Origin of the sequence: Lysinibacillus sp. Bpr_S20 (assembly GCF_023337835.1) — a bacterium.
Classification (GTDB): domain Bacteria; phylum Bacillota; class Bacilli; order Bacillales_A; family Planococcaceae; genus Lysinibacillus.
Genome location: NZ_JALNLQ010000004.1, coordinates 13,321 through 35,460 on the forward strand (window position 1 = coordinate 13,321; position 22,140 = coordinate 35,460).

The window sequence follows — 22,140 nt, forward strand, 5'->3', positions numbered from 1 at the left end:
CAAAATGATTATGAACGTCTAGGCGATTTCCGTTGCAGGGCTACTCACTTTGTAGCTGACGCTTCGCTTTCGCTACAGAAAACATTTGTAGCTGACGCTTCGCTTTCGCTACAGAAAACATTTGTAGCTGACGCTTCGCTTTCGCTACAGAAAACATTTGTAGCTGATGTTTCGCTATCGGAACGAAGGCTAAGTGCGTCACGTCCTGTGACAATGACTTCGTGGGCGTAGAATTTTTAATTTGTGCAATTAAGAAAGAACGCTATATGAAAAAGTAAAGGGATTCACGCACAGTTTTGTGTGTGAATCCTTTTTGCTCTTTGGAAGGTGGATGTCGATAAAAATTAAAAGTTAGGTGATAAAACGTGAAAGTTGGTCGATAAAATTCAGAAGTTGGTAGATAAAACGTGAAAGTTGGTAGATAAAATTTAAAAGTTGGGCGATAACTCCTGAAAGCGAAGCGACAGCAGCTATAAAGCGCCCAGCCGGAACGGACATCAACTGCTCGTTTTGCATCTAAAAAATAGTTTTTTTCAACAGAATAAAGGGAAGCCTTCATTTATAAGAAGGCTTCTTTTATTCATTTTAAGAGTCATTTTTAGTAAACTTTTAGGATTAAATTAATCATTCATTAACATAATAAAAAATGACAGGCATAAACTAGTTAGTAAAGGAGAATGACTCAGATGAGAAAATATATATATAATGTTGTCATTATAGTATTTGTTCTACAAATGAGTCATGTGCAAGTATTCGCAAACTATGAAGAAAAGAATATTGCAACTGCCAATTCAATAGAATCACTACAATATCTAATTCAAGAACAAGTCATACAATTATCTACTAAATTTGACATTCGTTATACTGGTAAAACATCGGAAATAGAAGATGAACTATCAGAGCTTATTAAACATGCGATTCAGGATCCATATATTTATGCCAATATTTCTAGTTTTAAATGGAAATATGATGGCTATGCAAATAATATTGTCATTAGATTTGAGTTTACCTATCATATTTCACAAGAAGAGGAGGCAATTGTAGAACAGACTTTGACGAATATTATTGCGCCTATGCATGGATTAAGTGAATTGCAGAAAATACAGGCTGCACATGATTTTATCGTTTTAACTACTGAATATTCTAAGGAAACCAAAGGAAGTCAATATTCTCCCTATACATTACTTACAGAAAACAAGGGAGTTTGTCAGGCATATGCCCTAGTGCTTTATCGAATGTTAGAGGTGCTAGGCTTAGAGGTACAATATGTGCCAGGAAAAGTAGGGGAACAACTGCATGCCTGGGTGTTGGTGAAGCTTGACAATGCATGGTACCATATCGATGTTACTTGGGATGATCCATTACCTGATCGTAAGGGTGAGGTACGTTATAATTATTTTTTAGTTTCTGATCGCCAACTAGCACAGGATCACACTTGGGACTATACGAGTTTCCCAGCAGCTACAAGCGAAGCCTATATGGATTTACAAAAAACGAATAAGGTTGATGTTCTTTCTAAACCAATAATAGGTAGTCATTTTACCTTTGATAAAGGGCTAGCTGTTTTAAGTAAAAATAAACAAACAGTAAAACAATTAATAGAACAGCCTAGATTGTTTTTCAAAGGTAATAAAAGCGATTATCCTGTTCAGGTCCATTTAAATGAATGGGATCCAATTATTTTAGAAAGGAATATAGCCCAAGTAAATCGAAGGATCATACAACATGCTATCGATAAGAAAAATGGGCTTAGTAGTATTTATAGAACGGAAAAACGAATGCCGCAAGAAAAGTACGTCATAATAAAGGAGGTACCCCAAACGATTTTCGGGGTACCTCCTTACTCATTTATTTGTGAGCGTCTAATGCGGTATTTAAAGTGTTAATATTTTTTTTCATAAGCGTGAAGTAAGTTTCATTATTCTTTACATCGTCTGCTGTTAAAACGCTTAAATTGTGTAAGACAAGAGACTCTGCTCCAACCTCTTTTTGGATAACCTCAGCTAGTTTAGAAGAGACATTTTGCTCGAATAAAATGTAGTGGACATGCAAATCATTTGCTTTATCAACAATCGCCGTAAGTTCTTTTTGAGAAGGCTCATTTTGTGAGTTTAAACCTGCTATTGGAACTTGTTTTAAGCCGTATTGTCCTGCGATATAGCCAAATGCTGCATGTGATACGAAGAACGTCTTCTCTTGCGCTTTATCCGCCATAGCTTTAAATTCGCTGTCTAAATCCTGTAGTTCTTTTACCAATGCCTCATAGTTAGCTGTAAATGTAGCTTTTTGTTCTGGCATTTTTTCAACTAGAGTGTTTTTAATGGAAAGTGCTAAGTCTTGACTGATAGTTGGTGATAACCAAACATGTGGATCTACATTACCGTGATCATGATCATCATGCCCATGTCCGTCTTCGTGATCATGATGTGCTTCTTCTTCATCATCATGTGTGTGACCAGTGCTTATAGCTAATTTTTCATCTGAAACCTGATCTGCAGTTGCCACCATGGTTACATCTTCATTTGCTAGAGTTTTTTTGGCATTTTCAACAAAGCCCTCTAGCCCTAAGCCGATATAGAAAAATATATTAGCATCTGCTAATTTCATCATATCCTTTTGTGTTGGCTCGAATGTGTGCTCATTGGCGCCGGCAGGGTAAATAGAAGAAACCTCTACAAAATCGCCACCGATTCGTTGTGCAAAATAACTTAATGGATAAACAGTTGTGTAAATTGTTAATTTATCCTTTGTCTCTGACTGTTTGGATGTAGATGATTTATCCCCACAGGCAGCAGTGAATAGGGCAAGAACTGCAACTAAACATAACAACAATACTTTTTTCATTTAATAGTTTACCTCTTTCAAATAGTAATCATTACGATTTATTATTTAGAACATTTTCTATGATAGCGCACATCTGAAAAAAGTACAAGAAAAATGACCTTCGAAAATTAATTCTTTTTCGAAGGCCACTTTTCAGGTACTGGATCAAAGCCTCCAGGATGAAATGGTTGGCATTTTGATATACGTTTAATCGTTAAATAGAATCCTTTAATGGCACCGTGTTTTTGAAAAGCTTCAAGTCCATAGGAAGAGCATGTAGGATGGAAGCGACAAGATGGAGGTGTCATGGGTGATATAAATTTTCTATAAAACTTAATGAGCCATATAAAGGGATATTTCATATTTGTTTATCCTTTTGTTGAGTATTTATTTGCTTAGGCTTCGCATCGATAGTTTGTGTAAAGAAATTGCTTTTTTTCTTTAACAAGACAATGACAGAAACGCCAAACATAAGCATCATCATTGCAATCATAATGATTATTGGTAATGGTACTCCCATTGTGTTCACTCCAAATTCTATTTGTTAATAATATTATAAAAGAATATCTTAAAAAATTGTAGAAATTGAACTAGTCATCATCTTGATGAAAACTTTGCTGAGGTTTTTCATCAACTGTATGTTTAAAAGCATACGCACGATTAACACTAATAATAGTCGCAACCGTTACTAAAATAACGATAATTGCAGCTACTATTAAAAGCGTGATTAAACTCATGGGCATTCACTCCGTTCCTTATTCATCACTACCTATTATAAATTAGATAATATGACTTAGTTGTGAAGGAAGTTTGACATTCCAGCGAATAAAACAGCACTTTTACCACCATACTATGGTAAAAGGAGTGTTTTGTAGAGATGGATCGTCAGCGTGTATATTTTTCACTTGCCAATAGAACCTATTATACAAATCCATATGCAGGACCGTGGAACTTTGAACTCAACATCGATCGCCAAGCATTAGATGTATTTGAAAAGATTTTTCAGCAAATGCAGATGTTGGAGATTGCCAATGCATGGCGTGCACAATTGCCATATATACAATATCATCTTGATCAGGAAAATGATGAAATTGATTTACGATTAAAAAAAATCTATGCACTTGTTCATGAGTACGGGGATAGTGATACGAAAGCATTTGTTGAACAACTTCCGTATTTCAATAAACGTGTCTAAAAGTAGGGTCACTGAAAACATCAGTGACTCTTTTATTATGGATGAAAGCGAATTTATAAACTGATTAGCGATCACTCAATGGATTAACCATTGTCATTTGCGCACGTTGAAGTAGAGAAATTTCAATTTGTTGCGCTGTTGCTGTTTGTCATCGAATAAACATACTATTAGGTGTTTATGCTTTCTATTGCACTGGGGTTGGAAATAAGTGATTTTATTTGTTGATTGTAGCTATATGATTCCACTATAGTGAAATAAAAGAATATCGTTGTAATGAAGGAGTTGAAGAGCATGTTTTCATTTACAGATTTAAATGGTTTACAAGTGGATTTAAGTTTTAAAAGAGGGGAATTAGACATTGAGCCTAAGCATGTACTTGTTTTATTAAAACATGAAAATAAATGGTTATGTACGATTCATAAACGACGCGGTGTTGAGGTTCCAGGCGGAAAGCAAGAATCTGGAGAAACATTGGAGCAGGCAGCGATCAGAGAAGTATTCGAGGAGACCGGTGTTCATGTGAAAAAACTTAGATGGTTTGCAGAGTACGCAGTTTATGATGACATCTTATTTTGTAAAACGGTCTTTACCGCACAGTTTGCAGGGCAGGAGGACATTGACTTCGATTTAGAAACTTCAGGGATGACTTGGCTAACGGATGAAGAATTTACGAATCACCCAAATTTAAGCTTTCATATGAAAGATGAAGGTATGCAGAAAATGCTTGAGGAGTTGAAGCATTATGACCAATGGTAAGATCGTTGAAAAGCGTCCTTATCCATCTCCTAATCCAGCTATTCGTTTAACGGAAATCACGTATATGTCACAGGGGTTACGTGTAAAGGGATTACTAGCGGAGCCTAGGGCAGAGGGTACATATGATGGCTTTTTATATTTACGAGGAGGTATGCAAAGCATTGGTATGGTTAGACCTTCACGTGTCGCACAGTTTGCAGCTCAAGGCTTTATCGTGTTTGCTCCGTATTACCGCGGCAATCGTGGTGGAGAAGGTCGAGATGAGTTTGCAGGAGCTGATCGTTATGATGCTGTATACGCCGTAGACGTGCTAAAACAGTTTTGTAATGATAATATTCATGTCTTTGGTTTTTCACGTGGTGGTATTATGGCACTTTGGACTGCCATCTTACGCAGAGATATTACATCAGTTGTGACGTGGGCAGGAGTATCGGATGCTACAGCTACATATTGGGAGCGGACAGATATGCGTAGGATGATGAAGCGTGTTATTGGTGGAACGCCTAATCGTGTACCAGAGGCTTATGATACGCGAACACCACTTTTTGAGGTAGAGCATATTACAGCTCCAGTATTAATCATTCATGGATATCGTGATGAAAATGTAGATATAGAACATGCAAGACAGTTAGAATTCTATTTAAAGGATGCAAATAAAATATATGAGACATGGTATGATCTTCGCTATGCCCATCAGTATCCACCGGCTAAAAATAGAGCAACAGTACATGCACTTTGTGAGTGGATGAAACGTCAATAAAATATGAGAGGGGAGTAATGTGAAATACATAAGTAAAAGAAGCAAGATTATTATTATAGGATTCGTATTGATGATCTTCGCTTCCACCTTTGTTAAGTATTTTACACCTTCAGCAGATATTCAGCAATACAAGGCATATTACGCTCCAAAAACACAGCAAAAAACAATAAAGCAAGGTGAGATAAAGGTCACATTTTTAGGAACATCCTCTTTATTATTTGACGATGGTCACACACAATTAATGATTGATGGTTTTATTTCTAGGCCGCCTTTATTAAATATGTTGCCTTTCAGTACTGTAAAAACGGATGCAGATACTGTCAATAAAGCCTTTAAGAAAATGGGGATTGAAAATAATAAGCTTCGGGGATTGTTTATCGCTCATACACATTATGATCATGCTTTAGATTTAGCGTATATCGCTAAACAAACTGGGACGCATGTATATGGTTCGGGATCCGCAATTAATATAGGACTTGGTAATGGTATAAATATGAAACAGATGTCTGTGTACGAAGTAAATACGGCTATGCAGTTTGGTGATTTTACTGTTACTGTTCTTCAATCGAAGCATTCACCAACCTTTGACGAAGGAGAAAAAATTAAGGAACCACTTAAACAACCAGCAAAAGCTCTAGATTATCATGAAGATTCTTCATACGATTTTTTGATTACGCACAACAATAAAACATTCTTTGTTAAGCCAAGTGCTAACTATATAGAAGGGGCATTAAATGACATTCATGCTGATGTTTTATTTTTAGGTATAGGAGTATTAGGAGCTCAAGCTCAAGATTTTCAAAATATGTATTATGAGCAAACCGTGCGGAAAGTATAACCGAAGCTTATTATTCCAATACATTGGGATAACTTCAACAAACCTTTAACAGATGCTCTTGAAGCATTGCCTAAATTTGCAGATAACACAAAAGAAGGATTAGATTTTATCATTCAGAGAACAAAAGCAGATAAAATTGATTTACAAATACTTCAAGGTTTCCAGAGTATTTATTTCTAGAAATTTCACTCCATTATTTTGTTTGAAAAAACCGTTTAGGTGCTTTATGGAAGGCACCTAAACGGTAGTAAAAAGGATATTTATTTATTTTATATATTTTGCTAAAAAGTTATTAATAGTTTTCCAATAAGCGTCTCCAGCAACGCTTTCAGCATCACCATGTCCGGCACCTTCAACTATAAATTTCTCCTTCGGTACATTGGCTGCCTCATATACTTCGTTAAGCATCTCAGATGGAACAAATGTATCATTACTTCCATGAATGAATAGCATAGGTGTTTTCGATTTCGCTACTTGCTTGACGCTATCGGCTTCACCAAGTGTAAAGTCAGCTCTTAACTTCGTAACAATTGAAGAAAAGTGCATTATAGGAAGTTCAGGTAAATTAAAGATTGCTTGCAATTGATAAGAGAATTCATCCCAAACTGAGGAATAACCGCAATCCTCAATAATAGCCTTAACATTGCCAGGTAGATCCTCTCCTGAGGCCATCATCACTGTAGCACCTCCCATGGAAACACCATACAAAACAATTTCGGCGTTTTTATCAGAATGGATAACATTATTAATCCAAGAGACTACATCAAGCCGATCATGCCAACCCATACCAATATAGTCACCCTCACTTTTTCCATGAGCCCTTGCATCAGGTACGAGAACATTATAGCCTGTATCATAAAAATGCTTAGCATACTTTGTCATTTGAGAACCTTCAGATGAATATCCATGGAAAACAATTGCCCATTTATTTGTTTCATTTGTATTTTTAAGCGTATAGGCATGTAATTTCAAATCATCGAAAGACTGTATATAAGAGTCCTTGTATTTCTCTTTAAACCACTTTTCGCGTTCTTCTTTTTCTTTCGCATCCTTAGGACTCTCAGCAATGGAATTGTGAGGAGCGTCAAGCACAGCGGATTTATCTGTATTAGGATTTAAGGCTAGGTTATAAAAATAATTCCCTGCAAAAAATCCGACCCCAACAAACAATACTAATAGAAGACTGATAATGATAATAATCACTTTAAATTTTCTTTTCATATATTTCCCCCTAAAACTACTATTATGAATTATACACAAAGTTAACAATATGGAAAGTAGGCTTTTCTAAAATAGGGGAAGAGTAGGAAAGGGAGTGACTTAAAAAGTCCAATTTTATAGTGTTAAAAATATGGTAAAAAGATATCTTTGGATTGTTGGACATGTTAAATGGGGAGATTTCCGTTCCAGGCTACTCGTAGCTTCAGAGCAAGGCTTCCTGTGGGCGAGCCGCTTCCTCCGCTAAAAGAACGAAGGCTAAGTGCGTCACGTCCGGCTTCAGATCTCGCCAGGTAGCCCTTCCACTCCAATTTGTGCGATTAAGAATGAACGCTATAGAAAGGGATTCACGTACAGTTTTGTGTGTGAATCCTTTTTGCTCTTCGGAAGATGGATGTCGATAAAAATTAAAAGTTGGGCGATAACTCCTGAAAAGGTCCCGCTCAAACTAAAAAGTTGGATGTCATTTTTTAAAACGTAGTCGCGATAGGGGAAAGAAGGCTAAAACCATCACGGAAATCAACCCCTCGCTTTGCTGAAGAGCCATACTTTATTTGAAATAGAGGGTAATATTCTTTCAAAACAAAAAAAGGGAACGATTGAAATCGTTCCCTTTGTCTTAGTAAATTATTTTAATGGACCGCCAAGTTTAGTGATGGCTTCAGAAACATTTGAGAATTTCTTGAAGTTTTCGTTGAATAGTCCAGCAAGTTCAGCAGCTTTTTTATCATAAGCAGCTTTGTCCGCCCATGCATCACGAGGGTTAAGCACTTCGGATGGTACACCTTCAATAGAAGTTGGAATGTTTAAACCGAATACTGAATCTTGAGTTGTTTCGACATTAGCTAATTTGCCATCAATTGCAGCACGTACCATTGCACGAGTATAAGAAAGCTTCATACGGCTACCAGTACCATATTCGCCACCAGTCCAACCAGTGTTCACTAAGAATACTTGTGCACCGTGCTCGTCAATTTTTTGACCTAACATTTCAGCATAAACTGTTGCTGGAAGTGGAAGGAATGGAGAACCGAAGCAAGTTGAGAATACTGGTTCTGGCTCTGTTACACCACGCTCTGTACCAGCAAGTTTAGATGTGAAACCGCTTAGGAAGTGGTACATTGCTTGCTCTTTTGTTAATTTACTGATTGGAGGTAATACACCAAATGCATCAGCCGTTAAGAAGATGATTGTTTTTGGGTGACCTGCAACAGATGGATCAACAATATTTTCAATGTATTGGATTGGATAAGCTACACGTGTATTTTCTGTTAATGAACCATCATCATAGTCACAAATGCGAGTTTCTGGATCAACCGCTACGTTTTCTAAAACAGAACCGAAGCGGATTGCGTTGTAGATTTCTGGTTCTTTTTCAGCAGAAAGGTTAATTGTTTTTGCATAGCAACCGCCCTCAATGTTGAATACACCGTTATCAGACCAACCGTGTTCATCGTCACCGATAAGCTTACGGTCAGGGTCAGCTGATAAAGTAGTTTTACCAGTACCAGACAAACCGAAGAATAATGCAACATCACCAGCTTCGCCAACGTTTGCTGAGCAGTGCATTGATAGGATGCCTTGTTGTGGTAATAAGTAGTTCATAATACCGAAAATAGATTTTTTGATTTCACCAGCGTATTCAGTACCACCGATTAGGATAATTTTCTTTTCAAGTGATACAATGATGAATGTTTCAGAAGCAGTACCATCAACGACAGGGTCTGCTTTAAAGTTAGGAGCAGAGATAACTGTGAAATCAGCAACATGAGAAGCTAATTCTTCTTTAGTTGGACGGATAAATAATTGATGAGCGAAAAGGTTGTGCCAAGCATATTCATTGATTACTTGGATGCTTAATTGTGAATCTTTGTCAGCACCAGCAAAGCCTTTGAATACGAATAATTCGTCACGTTCTTTTAAATATTTTACTACTTTTACATATAAGTTATCGAACACTTCAGAAGAAATTGGTCGGTTAACTTTACCCCAGTCAATTTTATCCTTTGTGCTTTCTTCTTCTACCGTATATTTATCTTTAGGTGAACGACCAGTGTATTTGCCAGTTTCTGCACGAACTGCGCCATCTACTGTTAACATAGCTTCACCACGAGAAGTAGCTTTTTCAGCTAATTGTGGTACTGAAAGTTGAACATTAATGTTACCGCCGCTTAATAATTCCTTCAGTTCGTTTGCAATTTCTACTGAATTCATCGATTAAATACCATCCTTTTTTATAGTATTCCCTTGAGTCTGAGGGAGATTTTCTTAATTTCAAAAATAGTATAACACAATTGCTTAAATAATCTATACTAATTAAGAAATTATTTTTTAGATTTTATTACTTTTCAAGAAAACGACAAAAAGTATATTCATTCGTTTTGATCATGCTTTTTACCCTATATATATTAAGTGATCACACATTCACTTTCGACACAGCAAAATTGTGTTTAGAACATGAGGTTCGCACAGGATGTGAAGTAATTAGCGTGTTTTTAGTTGGAGCTTGTCTTCGACTGAAAAGGGGCTAAAATATCATATTCATCCACCACATGTTCTGTAGCTGATGCTCTGCGTTCGCTACAAAAAATGCTGTAAGGGGTTACACATATGTTAACACATGATGTGAGGTGGAGAGTAGGGATTATTTTGTTTAAATTTACAGCATAATCCAAATTAATTTCTTGATAAATCTCATAGTTTTTTTATATGAATACAAACAATTATGCCTCAGCAATTTTGCCAGGAATGTCTTTGTGCTTGCCTTAGGTGTTTTTTGCGCGAAAGCGTAGTGCAGACATAGCGGTAGTGCATAAGTGAAAAATATTTGACAATGTTCGACCTTTTACGTATTATGAGATATTGAACGGATACTCTTATCCCGAGCTGGTGGAGGGTCAGGCCCTGTGAAACCCGGCAACCTGCATGAACTATTTCACGACATGCGTTGGTGCCAACCTGATGCAAGGGGATACCCCTTGAACGATAAGAGTGAAAGGTTACGAAGTCATTATTCCTTTCCTCATGTTAAGTAAGCGTGAGAAAAGGATTTTTTTATTGTTAAAAACGAATTAAAGGTAAGTATATAGTCCTTTCCTTATTATAATGACGGATCTTTCGAAATCCTCGTGTTAAAAGCAGAGCTGTTTATTTGTGCGAAAGTGTAGCGACAGCAACAAATGTTTACTGTGCGAAAGCGAAGTGCAAACGTAGCGACAGCAACAACGGCTTGAGGGTTCAATTCCTTAGGAGTGAACTTGACATGGGTAATGAGTACCGTATTAATTCGCAAATATTATTTGTAAAAGTAATAGGAGGAAAACCAAATGACAAACCGTCGACTGTTTACATCAGAGAGTGTAACAGAAGGACATCCAGACAAAATTTGTGACCAAATCTCGGATGCCATTTTAGATGCTATTTTAGCAGAAGATCCAAACGCACGTGTAGCGTGTGAAACAACAGTAACAACAGGCTTAGCATTAGTATCAGGAGAAATTACTACTTCTACTTATGTAGATATAAAAGGCATAGTTCGTGATACTGTAGCCGAAATTGGTTATACACGTGGGAAATATGGCTTTGATGCAGAAAATCTAGCAGTACTTGTTGCGATCGGTGAGCAATCACCTGATATTGCTCAAGGTGTTGATCAAGCATTAGAGGCGCGTGAAGGCTCAATGACAGACGCTGACATTGAAGCAATTGGCGCTGGTGACCAAGGTTTAATGTTCGGTTATGCATGTAACGAAACGCCAGAGCTTATGCCATTGCCAATTAGTTTAGCCCATAAATTAGCTCGTCGTTTAACGGAAGTACGTAAGTCAGGTGAATTAGCATATTTACGTCCAGATGGAAAAACTCAAGTAACGGTTGAATATGATGAAAATAATGTACCAGTGCGCGTTGATACGATTGTCATTTCAACACAGCATGATGAAGAAGCTACGCTTGAGCAAATTCAAGCAGACTTAAAAGAATTTGTAATTGCTCCAGTTGTTCAAAAAGAATTACTAGATGCCGATACTAAATATTTCATCAACCCAACAGGTCGATTCGTCATTGGTGGTCCAAAAGGGGATGCTGGTCTAACTGGACGTAAAATCATCGTTGATACATACGGTGGCTATGCACGTCATGGTGGAGGTGCTTTCTCAGGTAAGGACGCAACTAAGGTTGACCGTTCAGCAGCATATGCAGCACGCTATGTGGCAAAAAATATCGTAGCAGCTGGTTTAGCAGATCGAGCTGAAGTACAACTAGCTTATGCGATTGGTGTTGCTCAACCTGTATCTATTGCTGTTGATACATTTGGGACAGGAAGAGTTACGGAAAGTGAAATTGTAAAATGGGTACGCGACTTATTTGATTTACGCCCTGCTGGGATTATTAAAATGCTTAACCTTCGTCGCCCAATTTATAAGCAAACTGCAGCATATGGTCATTTTGGTCGTACTGATTTAAATGTACCTTGGGAACAAACTGACAAAGCTGACGCATTAAAAGAAAAAGCAGGTTTATAAACTATTCAGCTAAAGTGATGAAGTAGCTAGGAAACTATATTAAAATACTAATACAGAAAGGGGCTCAACATTGTAAGCCCCTTTCGCTGTTTTTTTTTACGAAAAAAAATAAACTCCTACTCCTAATCATGGATGGCTCGGTTGCCCAAGCAAACGTGGAGCTACTTAGTTTAGAAATAGCTATTAATGTTTTGGTTGAAGAGATTTATAGTATTGGCCTTTTTCTACATATTCACGTATGATGCGTTCCATATCTTCTTTATCTTCTTCATTTAATTCTCTTACAACCTTTGCGGGCCGACCAAGTGCTAAGCTATTTGGAGGAATGACTTTTCCTGGAGGTACAAGGCTACCTGCCCCAATGAATGCACCCTCTCCAATCTCCGCTCCATCTAAAACTATTGAGCCCATACCTATTAGGGCTTTTTTTCGAATCGTACAGCTATGTAAAGTTACTTGATGTCCTACTGTTACTTCATCTTCAATAATTAGTGGATATTTTGGGCTTTGATGCAAGCAACAGAGGTCTTGAATACTAACTCTTTTTCCGATAATTGTTGGTGATACATCCCCACGAATAACTGTGTTAAACCAAATTGTTGTTTCAGCACCTATTGTAACGTCACCAGTAACGGTTGCATAATCGGCAATAAAAACAGAAGGATCGATATTTGGTGTTTTCCCTTTAAATGGATAGATCATTAGAATCGCCTCTTTTCTTTCTATGATGTAATATTATCGTATCAAATACACAACTTGATGGAAATATAAAATTAAAATGATCAAGATATTCAGATATAATCAATGTGTAATTATTTTTTAGGAGGACTGTGTGAAATGTGGAAATGGGAAGCTGATGGACAAGCAAAGGCTGTGGTTGCTATTCTTCATGGTGCATATGAAAATCACCGTTGGTATGCATGGCTAATAGAAAAACTTAGGTTGGAAGGCTTCCACATAGTCATGGGGGATTTACCTAATCATGGAGTAAATATAGGGTTTTCTCGTGTTCACGATGAAGATTTTAAAGAATACAACAAATATACAAGGCATCTAATGGAGAAAGCTTTTTCGTATAATTTACCTGTCTTTTTAATAGGACATGGGCTTGGTGCAACACTAATACTACATACCATGCAAAAACGAAAATATGAATGTGCGGGAATTATTTTAACTTCACCGTGGCTTCATTTAAAGCTTTTGCCAGGTAAACTATCAAATGCTTTAACTAGTTTAAGTGCCCTGACGGCAAATGTGAAACTGACTCATGAAATCACATTAGAGTCTTTAACGCGTAGTTTAGAAGGTAAAGATGAAATGAAGGATGAGGTCCCTTTTTCGTCAGTCGTTTCAGTGAAATGGTACCGAGAGCTACAGCAAATGATGCGCAATTTAGTGTTGTTGCCTAAGGCTGAATTCCCTAATATGCCGATGTTAGTGATGACAGCTGAAAAAGATAATATTACTGAAACTAAACAAACGCGTAATTGGCTACATCAGATGGAATTTACAGAGTTTCAATTCAAAGAATGGGCAAACTGTTATCACAATCTATTCCATGAAGTAGAGCGTGACGAGATTTTTGTTTATATACGTGATTTCATTAACAATGCGCTTCGAAGAATTGGCTATATAATTGAATAGTGATTTACCTCTCCAATTAACTAGAAAATTACTAACTTTTTGTTACTTGAATATAATGTTGTAATTTTCTGAAAAGTGTAATACTATAATGACTTGAAGTAAGTTTTTTTAAATTGGAGGGGTAAAATGGAAACAATCGTTGGGAAAATTAATGAGATTTTATGGGGACCTTGGTTTATTTATGGCATTTTGTTAATTGGGCTCTTTTTTTCAATCATTACAAGGTTCCTACAAGTAAGACACATTAAAGATATGTTTGTTTTAATGTTTAAAGGTGAAAAGTCGGAAAAGGGGATTTCATCTTTCCAAGCGATGTCTATCGCATTATCTGGACGGGTAGGTACAGGTAATATTGCCGGTACTGCTACAGCAATCGGGATGGGGGGACCTGGTGCTGTTTTTTGGATGTGGGCAATCGCATTTATCGGGGCAGCAACTGCTTACGTTGAGTCGACGTTGGCTCAAATTTATAAAGAAGAGAAAGATACAGAATATCGTGGCGGGCCAGCTTTTTACATAGAAAAAGGAATGGGGCAAAAGTGGTTTGCAGTTATTTTTGCTGTTGCCGCATTAGCTGCCATGTTAATTTTAATGCCGGGTGTTCAATCGAATGCAATTGCGACAGCAGTTGAAAACGCTTTCGATGTTAAGACTTGGATTACAGGACTTATTATTGTTGTATTATTAGGTGCTATTATTATCGGTGGGATTAAATGGATTGCCAATGCTGCACAGATCATTGTACCGTTTATGGCATTAGCATATATTCTGATGGCCATCATCATTATTGCAATGAATATTAAAGAAGTACCAGCTGTCATCTCATTAATTTTTTCTAGTGCATTTGGCGCGCAAGAAATCTTTGGTGGTATTATAGGCTCCGCCATTGCATGGGGGGTTAAACGCGGCATTTATTCAAATGAAGCAGGTCAAGGAACAGGAGCGCATCCGGCGGCAGCAGCAGAAGTATCACATCCTGCTAAACAAGGTATCGTCCAAGCAGCTTCTGTGTATATTGATACTCTATTAATTTGTTCAGCTACAGCATTTATGATTTTATTTACAGGTATGTTTAATGTACAAGATGAAAAAGCAGCAGAAGGTACTGATCCATACGTTTATGTTGGTGAATTCAATAAAGGTGGATTAACTGGGGAAGAGCAAATCACATTTGCGAAAAGTATTAAAGAAGGTGCAGCATACACACAATATGCAGTTGATTCTTCATTACCAGGTTTTGGTGGACCATTCGTAGCGATTGCATTATTCTTCTTTGCTTTTACGACAATCATGGCGTATTACTACATTGCCGAAACAAACGTGGCTTATTTATTCTCCGGCACTTCAGAAAAAGTCGTCATATGGCTGGCTAAAATTGCAATTTTAGTTTCTGCATTTTATGGTACAATCCGCACATCCGATCTTGCTTGGGCAATGGGGGATGTTGGGTTAGGACTAATGGTTTGGATTAACGTTTTAGCGATTTTAATTATAATGAAGCCTGCCATAGTTGCATTAAAGGACTATGAGAAACAGAAAAAGGAAGGAAAAGATCCTGTTTTTGATCCTCGTAAACTAGGCATTAAAGGTGCAGATTTCTGGATAGATTATAATGAAAAACGTAAAAATAAATAGACAATAAAGAGAAAGCTATCTAATAGATTTTAATATTCTATTAGATAGCTTTTTTATTTCTATAAAAAAGGCTCATCATCATAACGTGTGGTTGATTTCTGTTCCGACTGGGCGCCACTTCGCTTTTGCGCGAAAGCATAGTGCTAACGTAGCTGCAGCAAAAGGTTTTCATATGTGCGAAAGCGGAGCGTCAGCAACAGCATCGATGTTGGTTACGAAGGCGTTATCACAGGATGTGATGATTTTAGCTTTCGTTCCCCTATCGCTAATCCCCAAGGAGTCGCCCAGCCTCCACTCCAATCAACTTATATACAAAGCATATGTTTTAATAAGTGTCATCCACAACTTTTGGCGATGGGCAATAAAAAAGATTAATACTCTGTTCTTGTTTCCCGTTCAGTCGTTTACATATTTCGGTAAAGAGCTAAAAAAGAAAATAAAATTTTTATTGACGGCAATAGAAAAAGAAGGTATATTTTGTCTAAAGGAAATTAATTTTCCTTTAAGAAACATTTTGGGAGGGGGTGAAAAAATGACTGTGTTCCATTTACCGAAACTATCATATGATTATGATCAGTTGGAGCCATATATCGATGCTAGAACGTTAGAAATACATCATTCTAAGCATCATGCTACGTATGTAAATAATTTAAATGTGGCCTTAGAAGATCATCAGGATTTACAAAATAAGTCGTTGGAAGATTTATTAAGCAACCTGGATTCGCTTCCAGCTGACATACAAACAGCTGTACAAAATAATGGTGGAGGTCACTATTGCCACAGTTTATTTTGGGAATTGATGAGTCCCAGTGGCGGTGGTGAAGCAAATGCTGATGTTGGAAAGGCGATTGATTATTATTTTCAAACGTTCGATCATTTTCAGGATCAGCTTTCTAAAGCAGCGATTTCCCGCTTTGGTAGTGGATATGGCTGGCTAGTGCTAGATGGCGAACAATTATCCATTATGAGTACTGCTAACCAAGACACACCTTTAAAAGAAGGGAAAATTCCTTTACTCGTTATTGATGTATGGGAGCATGCCTATTATTTGAAATATCAAAATCGTCGACCTGAATTTGTTACGAATTGGTGGAATACTGTCGATTGGGATAAAGTCAATCAGCGATATGTGGATGCAATGAAACAACAAACACTTTTAAAATCTAACTAAGCTAAGTTAATAAAGGTAATTTGACATGAAAGTAATAATTAAGTACTCCTTCCTATCCCCCGCGCCATCGGGGGATATTTTCTTTTTACTAAAAAAGCATGATTCCAATAGCTATTGGAATCATGCCTTATATAAATTTAACTTCTTTTAGCAGAAGTCTCCCATCTCTAAAAGTGGTGAGAAAATGCGGTTTTAAGTCACTTTTCAGCAGGTGTCCAAACATCTGCTGAAAGAAGAACATTCTGGACGCAATAATGCCCCGAGGCATTATTGAATATGGAAACAATCTAACTAACTTAATGAATAATCTTTCATTTTTTCTAAAGCAATCACAAAGGGAGGGTCATTTTGTTGATTTAGAAACTCGTATTTTAATACATGGACATATTTTTGGGGAAGTTGACTAACATATTCTATCACTGCATCTCGTTCTTCCTTGCCACCCGGATGACCGTGATAAATGACAAGGACAATAAGTCCACCGATTTTGAGCAGCTTTAGCAAATCTTCAATTGCTTGAATCGTTGTATTTGGTTGTGTGACGATGTCGTGATCACTGCCAGGCAAGTATCCAAGATTGAAAATGGCAGCAGCTACCGGCTTGTGAACATAGTTGGCGACTTCTTGATGCCCCCTATGTAAAACAAGTGCACGGTGCTCTAATCCATTATCTAAAAGGCGATGGAGAGTTGCATCCACAGCGCTCTTTTGAACATCAAATGCGTACACTTGACCTTCATCGCCGACAAGCTGTGCTAAAAATAATGTGTCATGGCCGTTCCCTGCAGTGGCATCCACTACAGTGTCGCCCTCTTCAACTGCATCTTTTATTAGCTGCTGTGCATATTGTAAAACACGTTGTAGCTTCATTTGGCAACCTCAGCTTTATAAAATTTCCCTTGCCAGCTTCCACGGCGTTCAAGTTCAGCATCAATTCCATTTAAAACTTCCCATTTATTAACGCTCCACATCGGCCCAATCATTAAATCAATTGGTCCATCTCCTGTAATACGATGAATAACCATATCTGGTGGTAAAATTTCAAGCTGATCTGCTACTAGCTTTGTATAAACTTCCTGATCTAAAAATTCTAACATACCCTTTTCATATTGCTTCACCATTGGTGTACCTTTTAAAAGGTGCAGTAAATGAATTTTAATGCCTTGTACATCAAGCTTTGCGACTTCACGAGCAGTTTCCATCATCATGTCATAGTCTTCAAGTGGGAGACCATTAATAATATGCGAGCATACGCGAATGCCGTGCTTGCGTAGCTTTTCAACACCTTCAACATATGTTGCATAATCGTGGGCACGGTTGATAAGATTTGCTGTTTTTTCATGCACAGTTTGAAGGCCGAGCTCAATCCATAAATAGGTGCGCTCGTTTAATTCAGCTAAGTATTCAACGACATCATCTGGCAGACAATCTGGGCGAGTTGCGATTGATAAACCAACAACACCCTCTTGAGCCAATGCTGCTTCAAATTTTTCTTTTAATACAGGTAGCGGGGCATGTGTATTTGTATATGCTTGGAAGTAGGCCATGTATTTGCCGTCCTTCCATTTTTGATGCATTTTGTCACGAATTTCAGCAAATTGTACCTCGATAGGATCCACTTTGTTACCTGCGAAATCACCTGAACCGGCAGCACTACAAAACGTACATCCTCCAAAGGCAACGGTACCATCACGATTTGGGCAGTCAAAGCCTGCGTCTAGTGCTACTTTAAAAACTTTATGACCAAATTGCTCACGTAAATAACGATTCCATGTATAATATCTTTTCCCATCTGAAGGAAAAGGAAAGTTTGTTTCTGTCATTTGTTTCACTCCTCTAGCGTTATATTTTATCATGTGCTGGTGTTTCCGTCATGAGGGAAGAATTTAATAATATGACAATGTACGAAACGAAAGCGGAGTGAATCATGAGGAGGACGAAAAATATATGTAAAAAGAGTAAAATTATTTTTCTTGTGCTTTTGTATTTTTCAACATAAACTAACTATTTAGAGTAGCGAAATAATGGAGGTCATTCAATGCCAAAAAGTGTTTGGTTTTTAATTATCGGAATGCTTGTGAACACGACGGGCAATTCATTTTTATGGCCTTTAAATGCCATTTATATGCACGATTATTTAGGGAAGTCACTTGCGATGGCTGGCTTTGTGTTGATGTTGAATTCTGCTGCTGGCGTATTAGGGAATCTCTTAGGTGGTTACTTATTTGATAGAATAGGTGGCTATAAATCAACAATGTTTGGCATTCTTCTGACCATTGCCTCATTAATGGCTTTAACGATTTGGCACGGCTGGCCACATTATGTGTGGATTTTAACGATACTCGGCTTTAGCGGGGGGATTGTATTCCCAGGAATGTTTGCATTAGCTGGAACTGCATGGCCTGAGGGTGGACGAAAGGCATTTAACGCAATTTATTTAGCGCAAAATCTAGGAGTAGCAATTGGTCCTGCACTCGCCGGTGTTGTGGCTGCATACCAATTTGACTACGTCTTTAAGGTCAACTTAGCCATGTATATTGTGTTCTTTTTTATAGCGTTTTTTACTTTTAAACGATTAGAAGCGGGGAGCATTGCACCGAAAAATGTCATAAGTGAAAGTAAGCGCATAATTAATAAAGCACCTTTTTATGCATTATTAATTATCAGTTCTTCCTCTATACTATGCTGGGTAGCATATTCACAATGGAGTGCGACTATTTCTTCCTATACGCAAGACCTAGGTTTAGGATTAAAACAGTACAGCTTACTTTGGACTATTAATGGGCTACTTATTGTTTTAGGGCAACCCCTAATTGCACCACTAGTGAAACGTTGGGAAAATAAATTGAAGCGTCAATTAGTATTTGGTGTAACACTTATCGCAATATCCTTTGGAATCATTGCATTTGCGAGTGATTTTAAAATGTTTGGAGCAGCAATGGTTGTGCTAACTTTTGGTGAAATGTTTTACACACCTGCGTTACCTACCATCGCTAACCAGCTTGCACCTAAAGGGCGTCAAGGCTTTTATCAAGGGATTATTAATAGTGCAGCAACAACAGGTCGTATGATTGGCCCTCTGTTTGGTGGTATTATGGTCGATCAGTTTGGCATGATTGCACTTGTATTAATCCTCGTCATTATCGTATTGTTTGCGATTATTCCATGCCTTATCTATGATTATCCTTTACGAAAAAATAAAACAGTGACAGATTAATAGATTGAATTAACAGAAATATTTCCGAAACGAGCAATAAATGTGTGAGAAGCACGTTTTTGCTCGTTTTTTTTATGTTTGATATTGAAAGTTAGCCTATAGTAGCGTACAATCAATCGTACATATTCAAATATTTGAATATATGAATTCGAAGGTCTGTGGAGGGATTTATGTGGAAGAGGGCTTGCAGCAATTTAAGGCAGATTTTTTTAAAGCTTTAGCACATCCATTACGAATAAGAATATTGGAATTACTAGTAGACGGTAAGAAAAATGTCAATGAAATTCAAAGCTGCTTAGAAAAAGAGGGCTCAGCTGTTTCTCAGCAATTAAGTGTATTACGAGGCAAAAATATTGTGTATGGGACGAAAGAGGGGAAAAAAGTTTACTATTCTTTAAGCGATCCGATGATTGGAGAATTACTTGGTGTAGCAAAAGATATTTTCAACAATCACTTAATAAATACAATTACAAGATTAGAAGAAATGACTAGTAATGAAGATCAAGAAGAGGATATGTAAACTGGGGGTTTGATGAACCTTGCTTATTATTTTGAAGGGAAGATTTATAGATGAAGTCACTGTTTACAGGGCGATTTGAAGGATATTCTATTCATCATTTGAAGAAAGATTTAATTTCAGGGACAATTGTCGGGATTGTAGCAATACCACTGGCAATGTCCTTTGCTATTGCGTCGGGTGTTAAGCCTGAGTATGGAATATATACAGCTATTATTGCTGGAATACTAATTTCCCTTTTGGGTGGCTCGAAATATCAAATCGGGGGACCTACAGGTGCGTTTGTACCAATTTTATTGGGGATAGTCATTTCGTATGGCTACGAAAACTTACTTGTCGCAGGATTAATGGCAGGGATTATTTTATGCTTAATGGGTATGTTTAAACTTGGCTCATTAATTAAGTTTATACCTCGTCCCGTGACAATAGGTTTTACAGCAGGGATTGCTGTTATTATTTTTACCGGTCAAATCGCTAATTTCTTAGGTTTGACAGCTATGAAAAGACATGAGTATTTTATTGACAATGTAAAAGAAATTGTTATGCATATTGGTACGATCAACGCTTATAGTGTTTTAACGGCAGTCATTAGTCTTATCATTATTTTAATAACACCGAAAGTTTTACCCAAAGTGCCTGGTGCGTTAGCTGGTATTGTTGTTTCTACACTAGTTGCAACGTTCTTTTTTTCTGGACAAGTTGCCACAATAGCAACTGCCTATGGTCAAATTCCAAATACATTACCTAATTTCGCTATTCCTGAGATCACATTAGAGCGAATTCAGCTCCTTATTGGACCGGCATTTGTCATCGCGATGCTCGGTAGTATTGAATCACTTCTATCAGCAGTAGTAGCGGATGGAATGACAAATACAAAACATAATAGTAATCGAGAACTTGTTGGGCAAGGCATTGCTAATATTGTCACACCTTTCTTTGGAGGGATTCCTGCAACGGGTGCTATTGCCCGTACAGCGACAAATATTAAAACAGGTGCAGTATCGCCATTATCCGGTGTTATTCATGGTGTATTTGTATTAGTCACTTTATTATTATTAGCACCTTTTGCTTCACATATCCCATTAGCAAGTATGGCTCCAGTTTTAATGGTTGTGGCTTGGAATATGAGTGAGCAAAAGCATTTTGCGCATATTATAAAGTTAAAATCAGGCGATTCTCTCGTTTTAACCATTACGTTTCTTCTAACCGTTTTTACAAGTTTAACATTAGCTGTAGAGGTTGGGCTCGTGTTAGCAGTCGTATTATTTGCGAAGCGTATGAGTGAAAAGCTTATCGTAACAAAAGTATTACCAGACCATTCGTTAAAGAGTGGAAAAGTGCAATCGCATGTTGTTCATCAGAAGCGTGACTGTCCTCAAATTAGTATTTATACAATTGAAGGTCCGCTTTTCTTTGGTGCAGCCCAAAATTTTGAGCATGTAATTGTAAGCTCTATTCAGCAACAACAAAAAGTTTTAATATTACGTATGAGTAAAGTGCCCTTTATGGATTCAACAGGAGAGGCATATTTTAGCAATATCATTCAAAATTTTAAAACACAGGGAGGTACTATTTTAGTTACGGGTGTTCAAGATGAATTGAAATCAGCGCTACAAAACAATGGCTTATATACTGCCATTGGTGAAGAGAATTTCTATCATCATACAGGAGATGCGATTAATAAAGCTTTAAGCTATTTAGATACAAATAAATGTATTGGTTGTTCGCATTTTGCTTTTCGTGAATGTCAGAAGTTATCCTCCTTACCAGAGGAAAAAGCGGATTTAATTTCTTTCAGCAAAAGTCTTCCACCTCTATAGTTGATAGATGAATGCAGATGAAT

The 22,140-nt window shown here is 37.3% G+C and carries 21 protein-coding genes, 1 pseudogene and 1 riboswitch; of the genes and pseudogenes, 12 read left to right on the forward strand and 10 right to left on the reverse strand.

The features are described from left to right. Nucleotides 1-40: 40 nt before the first annotated feature. Nucleotides 41-214 (reverse strand): hypothetical protein, encoded by a 174-nt coding sequence (locus MWJ95_RS11115; RefSeq protein WP_249105593.1) that lies wholly within the window; start codon nt 212-214, stop codon nt 41-43. A gap of 472 nt (nt 215-686) precedes the next feature. Between MWJ95_RS11115 and MWJ95_RS11120 the strand changes: the two genes are divergently transcribed. Then, on the forward strand, nt 687-1,886 hold the full coding sequence (locus MWJ95_RS11120; protein ID WP_249105595.1) for a transglutaminase domain-containing protein: 1,200 nt from the start codon (nt 687-689) through the stop codon (nt 1,884-1,886). Here MWJ95_RS11120 and MWJ95_RS11125 read toward each other — a convergent pair. From MWJ95_RS11125 to ytzI, 4 genes are all read right to left on the reverse strand, one after another. After that, complete coding sequence (locus MWJ95_RS11125; RefSeq protein ID WP_249073008.1) at nt 1,849-2,844, reverse strand: metal ABC transporter solute-binding protein, Zn/Mn family; 996 nt, start codon at nt 2,842-2,844, stop codon at nt 1,849-1,851. The two genes, MWJ95_RS11120 and MWJ95_RS11125, sit on opposite strands and share 38 nt — an antisense overlap. 107 nt (nt 2,845-2,951) lie before the next feature. After that, the gene (gene yidD, locus MWJ95_RS11130) at nt 2,952-3,185 is read right to left on the reverse strand and encodes a membrane protein insertion efficiency factor YidD (protein ID WP_053485074.1); all 234 of its coding nucleotides are present in this window, start codon (nt 3,183-3,185) and stop codon (nt 2,952-2,954) included. Next, nucleotides 3,182-3,343, reverse strand: coding sequence for a hypothetical protein (locus MWJ95_RS11135; protein ID WP_249073007.1), 162 nt, complete (start codon nt 3,341-3,343; stop codon nt 3,182-3,184). Before MWJ95_RS11135 ends, yidD begins: the two co-directional genes overlap by 4 nt. A gap of 70 nt (nt 3,344-3,413) precedes the next feature. Further along, complete coding sequence (gene ytzI / locus MWJ95_RS11140) at nt 3,414-3,560, reverse strand: YtzI protein (RefSeq protein WP_249073006.1); 147 nt, start codon at nt 3,558-3,560, stop codon at nt 3,414-3,416. A gap of 140 nt (nt 3,561-3,700) precedes the next feature. On the opposite strand from ytzI, the gene MWJ95_RS11145 reads away from it, so the two are divergent. The 4 genes and pseudogenes from MWJ95_RS11145 to MWJ95_RS11160 all read left to right on the forward strand — a co-directional run bounded on the left by MWJ95_RS11145 (nt 3,701) and on the right by MWJ95_RS11160 (nt 6,552). Then, a complete protein-coding gene (locus MWJ95_RS11145; protein WP_249105597.1) occupies nt 3,701-4,018 on the forward strand; it encodes a transposase in 318 nt (105 codons plus the stop codon). Between the two features lie 291 nt (nt 4,019-4,309). Then, nucleotides 4,310-4,774 (forward strand): NUDIX domain-containing protein, encoded by a 465-nt coding sequence (locus tag MWJ95_RS11150; protein ID WP_249073004.1) that lies wholly within the window; start codon nt 4,310-4,312, stop codon nt 4,772-4,774. Then, nucleotides 4,758-5,534 (forward strand): alpha/beta hydrolase family protein, encoded by a 777-nt coding sequence (locus tag MWJ95_RS11155; protein WP_374110116.1) that lies wholly within the window; start codon nt 4,758-4,760, stop codon nt 5,532-5,534. Before MWJ95_RS11150 ends, MWJ95_RS11155 begins: the two co-directional genes overlap by 17 nt. A gap of 70 nt (nt 5,535-5,604) precedes the next feature. Next, nucleotides 5,605-6,552: pseudogene (locus MWJ95_RS11160) on the forward strand (MBL fold metallo-hydrolase). Between the two features lie 84 nt (nt 6,553-6,636). On the opposite strand, the gene MWJ95_RS11165 reads toward MWJ95_RS11160, so the two are convergent. Together MWJ95_RS11165 and pckA are read right to left on the reverse strand one after the other, a co-directional pair. Then, nucleotides 6,637-7,593 (reverse strand): alpha/beta hydrolase, encoded by a 957-nt coding sequence (locus MWJ95_RS11165; RefSeq protein ID WP_249105601.1) that lies wholly within the window; start codon nt 7,591-7,593, stop codon nt 6,637-6,639. A gap of 624 nt (nt 7,594-8,217) precedes the next feature. Then, complete coding sequence (pckA, locus tag MWJ95_RS11170; RefSeq protein ID WP_249073000.1) at nt 8,218-9,804, reverse strand: phosphoenolpyruvate carboxykinase (ATP); 1,587 nt, start codon at nt 9,802-9,804, stop codon at nt 8,218-8,220. Nucleotides 9,805-10,463: 659 nt separating this feature from the next. Then, nucleotides 10,464-10,582: riboswitch (SAM riboswitch) on the forward strand. A gap of 334 nt (nt 10,583-10,916) precedes the next feature. Between pckA and metK the strand changes: the two genes are divergently transcribed. Next, the gene (metK, locus tag MWJ95_RS11175; protein WP_249105603.1) at nt 10,917-12,113 is read left to right on the forward strand and encodes a methionine adenosyltransferase; all 1,197 of its coding nucleotides are present in this window, start codon (nt 10,917-10,919) and stop codon (nt 12,111-12,113) included. A gap of 183 nt (nt 12,114-12,296) precedes the next feature. Here metK and MWJ95_RS11180 read toward each other — a convergent pair whose 3' ends face one another. After that, nucleotides 12,297-12,815 (reverse strand): gamma carbonic anhydrase, encoded by a 519-nt coding sequence (locus MWJ95_RS11180; protein WP_249072998.1) that lies wholly within the window; start codon nt 12,813-12,815, stop codon nt 12,297-12,299. Nucleotides 12,816-12,950: 135 nt separating this feature from the next. Here MWJ95_RS11180 and MWJ95_RS11185 point away from each other — a divergent pair, with 135 nt between their 5' ends. The 3 genes from MWJ95_RS11185 (at nt 12,951) to MWJ95_RS11195 (ending at nt 16,563) form a co-directional block, all read left to right on the forward strand. After that, nucleotides 12,951-13,757: an alpha/beta hydrolase gene (locus tag MWJ95_RS11185; protein ID WP_249072997.1), complete on the forward strand. Its 807-nt coding sequence runs from the start codon at nt 12,951-12,953 to the stop codon at nt 13,755-13,757. 126 nt (nt 13,758-13,883) lie between these two features. Further along, nucleotides 13,884-15,392 (forward strand): alanine/glycine:cation symporter family protein, encoded by a 1,509-nt coding sequence (locus MWJ95_RS11190; protein ID WP_249072996.1) that lies wholly within the window; start codon nt 13,884-13,886, stop codon nt 15,390-15,392. A gap of 532 nt (nt 15,393-15,924) precedes the next feature. Next, nucleotides 15,925-16,563, forward strand: coding sequence for a superoxide dismutase (locus MWJ95_RS11195; RefSeq protein ID WP_249072995.1), 639 nt, complete (start codon nt 15,925-15,927; stop codon nt 16,561-16,563). 291 nt (nt 16,564-16,854) lie between these two features. Here the strand turns inward: MWJ95_RS11195 and mnmM are convergent, their stop codons facing one another. Together mnmM and mnmL are read right to left on the reverse strand one after the other, a co-directional pair. Continuing rightward, a complete protein-coding gene (gene mnmM, locus MWJ95_RS11200; RefSeq protein WP_249072994.1) occupies nt 16,855-17,433 on the reverse strand; it encodes a tRNA 5-(aminomethyl)-2-thiouridylate-methyltransferase MnmM in 579 nt (192 codons plus the stop codon). Then, the gene (gene mnmL, locus MWJ95_RS11205) at nt 17,430-18,386 is read right to left on the reverse strand and encodes a tRNA modification radical SAM protein MnmL/YtqA (protein ID WP_223556943.1); all 957 of its coding nucleotides are present in this window, start codon (nt 18,384-18,386) and stop codon (nt 17,430-17,432) included. Before mnmL ends, mnmM begins: the two co-directional genes overlap by 4 nt. 215 nt (nt 18,387-18,601) lie before the next feature. Between mnmL and MWJ95_RS11210 the strand changes: the two genes are divergently transcribed. The 3 genes from MWJ95_RS11210 (at nt 18,602) to MWJ95_RS11220 (ending at nt 22,117) form a co-directional block, all read left to right on the forward strand. After that, complete coding sequence (locus MWJ95_RS11210) at nt 18,602-19,780, forward strand: MDR family MFS transporter (protein WP_249072993.1); 1,179 nt, start codon at nt 18,602-18,604, stop codon at nt 19,778-19,780. A 142-nt stretch (nt 19,781-19,922) separates the two neighbouring features. Further along, complete coding sequence (locus MWJ95_RS11215) at nt 19,923-20,300, forward strand: ArsR/SmtB family transcription factor (RefSeq protein WP_283164619.1); 378 nt, start codon at nt 19,923-19,925, stop codon at nt 20,298-20,300. A 50-nt stretch (nt 20,301-20,350) separates the two neighbouring features. After that, nucleotides 20,351-22,117 (forward strand): SulP family inorganic anion transporter, encoded by a 1,767-nt coding sequence (locus tag MWJ95_RS11220; RefSeq protein ID WP_249105605.1) that lies wholly within the window; start codon nt 20,351-20,353, stop codon nt 22,115-22,117. Nucleotides 22,118-22,140 lie beyond the last annotated feature (23 nt).

Bases quoted from the DNA above. Each gene is read 5' to 3' on its own strand.
- MWJ95_RS11165 (WP_249105601.1), bottom strand. From the start codon at position 7,593: ATGAAAAGAAAATTTAAAGTGATTATTATCATTATCAGTCTTCTATTA.
- yidD (WP_053485074.1), bottom strand. From the start codon at position 3,185: ATGAAATATCCCTTTATATGGCTCATTAAGTTTTATAGAAAATTTATA.
- MWJ95_RS11195 (WP_249072995.1), top strand. From the start codon at position 15,925: ATGACTGTGTTCCATTTACCGAAACTATCATATGATTATGATCAGTTG.
- MWJ95_RS11180 (WP_249072998.1), bottom strand. From the start codon at position 12,815: ATGATCTATCCATTTAAAGGGAAAACACCAAATATCGATCCTTCTGTT.
- MWJ95_RS11145 (WP_249105597.1), top strand. From the start codon at position 3,701: ATGGATCGTCAGCGTGTATATTTTTCACTTGCCAATAGAACCTATTAT.
- mnmM (WP_249072994.1), bottom strand. From the start codon at position 17,433: ATGAAGCTACAACGTGTTTTACAATATGCACAGCAGCTAATAAAAGAT.
- ytzI (WP_249073006.1), bottom strand. From the start codon at position 3,560: ATGAGTTTAATCACGCTTTTAATAGTAGCTGCAATTATCGTTATTTTA.
- metK (WP_249105603.1), top strand. From the start codon at position 10,917: ATGACAAACCGTCGACTGTTTACATCAGAGAGTGTAACAGAAGGACAT.
- mnmL (WP_223556943.1), bottom strand. From the start codon at position 18,386: ATGACAGAAACAAACTTTCCTTTTCCTTCAGATGGGAAAAGATATTAT.
- pckA (WP_249073000.1), bottom strand. From the start codon at position 9,804: ATGAATTCAGTAGAAATTGCAAACGAACTGAAGGAATTATTAAGCGGC.
- MWJ95_RS11220 (WP_249105605.1), top strand. From the start codon at position 20,351: ATGAAGTCACTGTTTACAGGGCGATTTGAAGGATATTCTATTCATCAT.
- MWJ95_RS11210 (WP_249072993.1), top strand. From the start codon at position 18,602: ATGCCAAAAAGTGTTTGGTTTTTAATTATCGGAATGCTTGTGAACACG.
- MWJ95_RS11120 (WP_249105595.1), top strand. From the start codon at position 687: ATGAGAAAATATATATATAATGTTGTCATTATAGTATTTGTTCTACAA.
- MWJ95_RS11125 (WP_249073008.1), bottom strand. From the start codon at position 2,844: ATGAAAAAAGTATTGTTGTTATGTTTAGTTGCAGTTCTTGCCCTATTC.
- MWJ95_RS11185 (WP_249072997.1), top strand. From the start codon at position 12,951: ATGTGGAAATGGGAAGCTGATGGACAAGCAAAGGCTGTGGTTGCTATT.
- MWJ95_RS11150 (WP_249073004.1), top strand. From the start codon at position 4,310: ATGTTTTCATTTACAGATTTAAATGGTTTACAAGTGGATTTAAGTTTT.
- MWJ95_RS11135 (WP_249073007.1), bottom strand. From the start codon at position 3,343: ATGGGAGTACCATTACCAATAATCATTATGATTGCAATGATGATGCTT.
- MWJ95_RS11215 (WP_283164619.1), top strand. From the start codon at position 19,923: ATGAATTCGAAGGTCTGTGGAGGGATTTATGTGGAAGAGGGCTTGCAG.
- MWJ95_RS11190 (WP_249072996.1), top strand. From the start codon at position 13,884: ATGGAAACAATCGTTGGGAAAATTAATGAGATTTTATGGGGACCTTGG.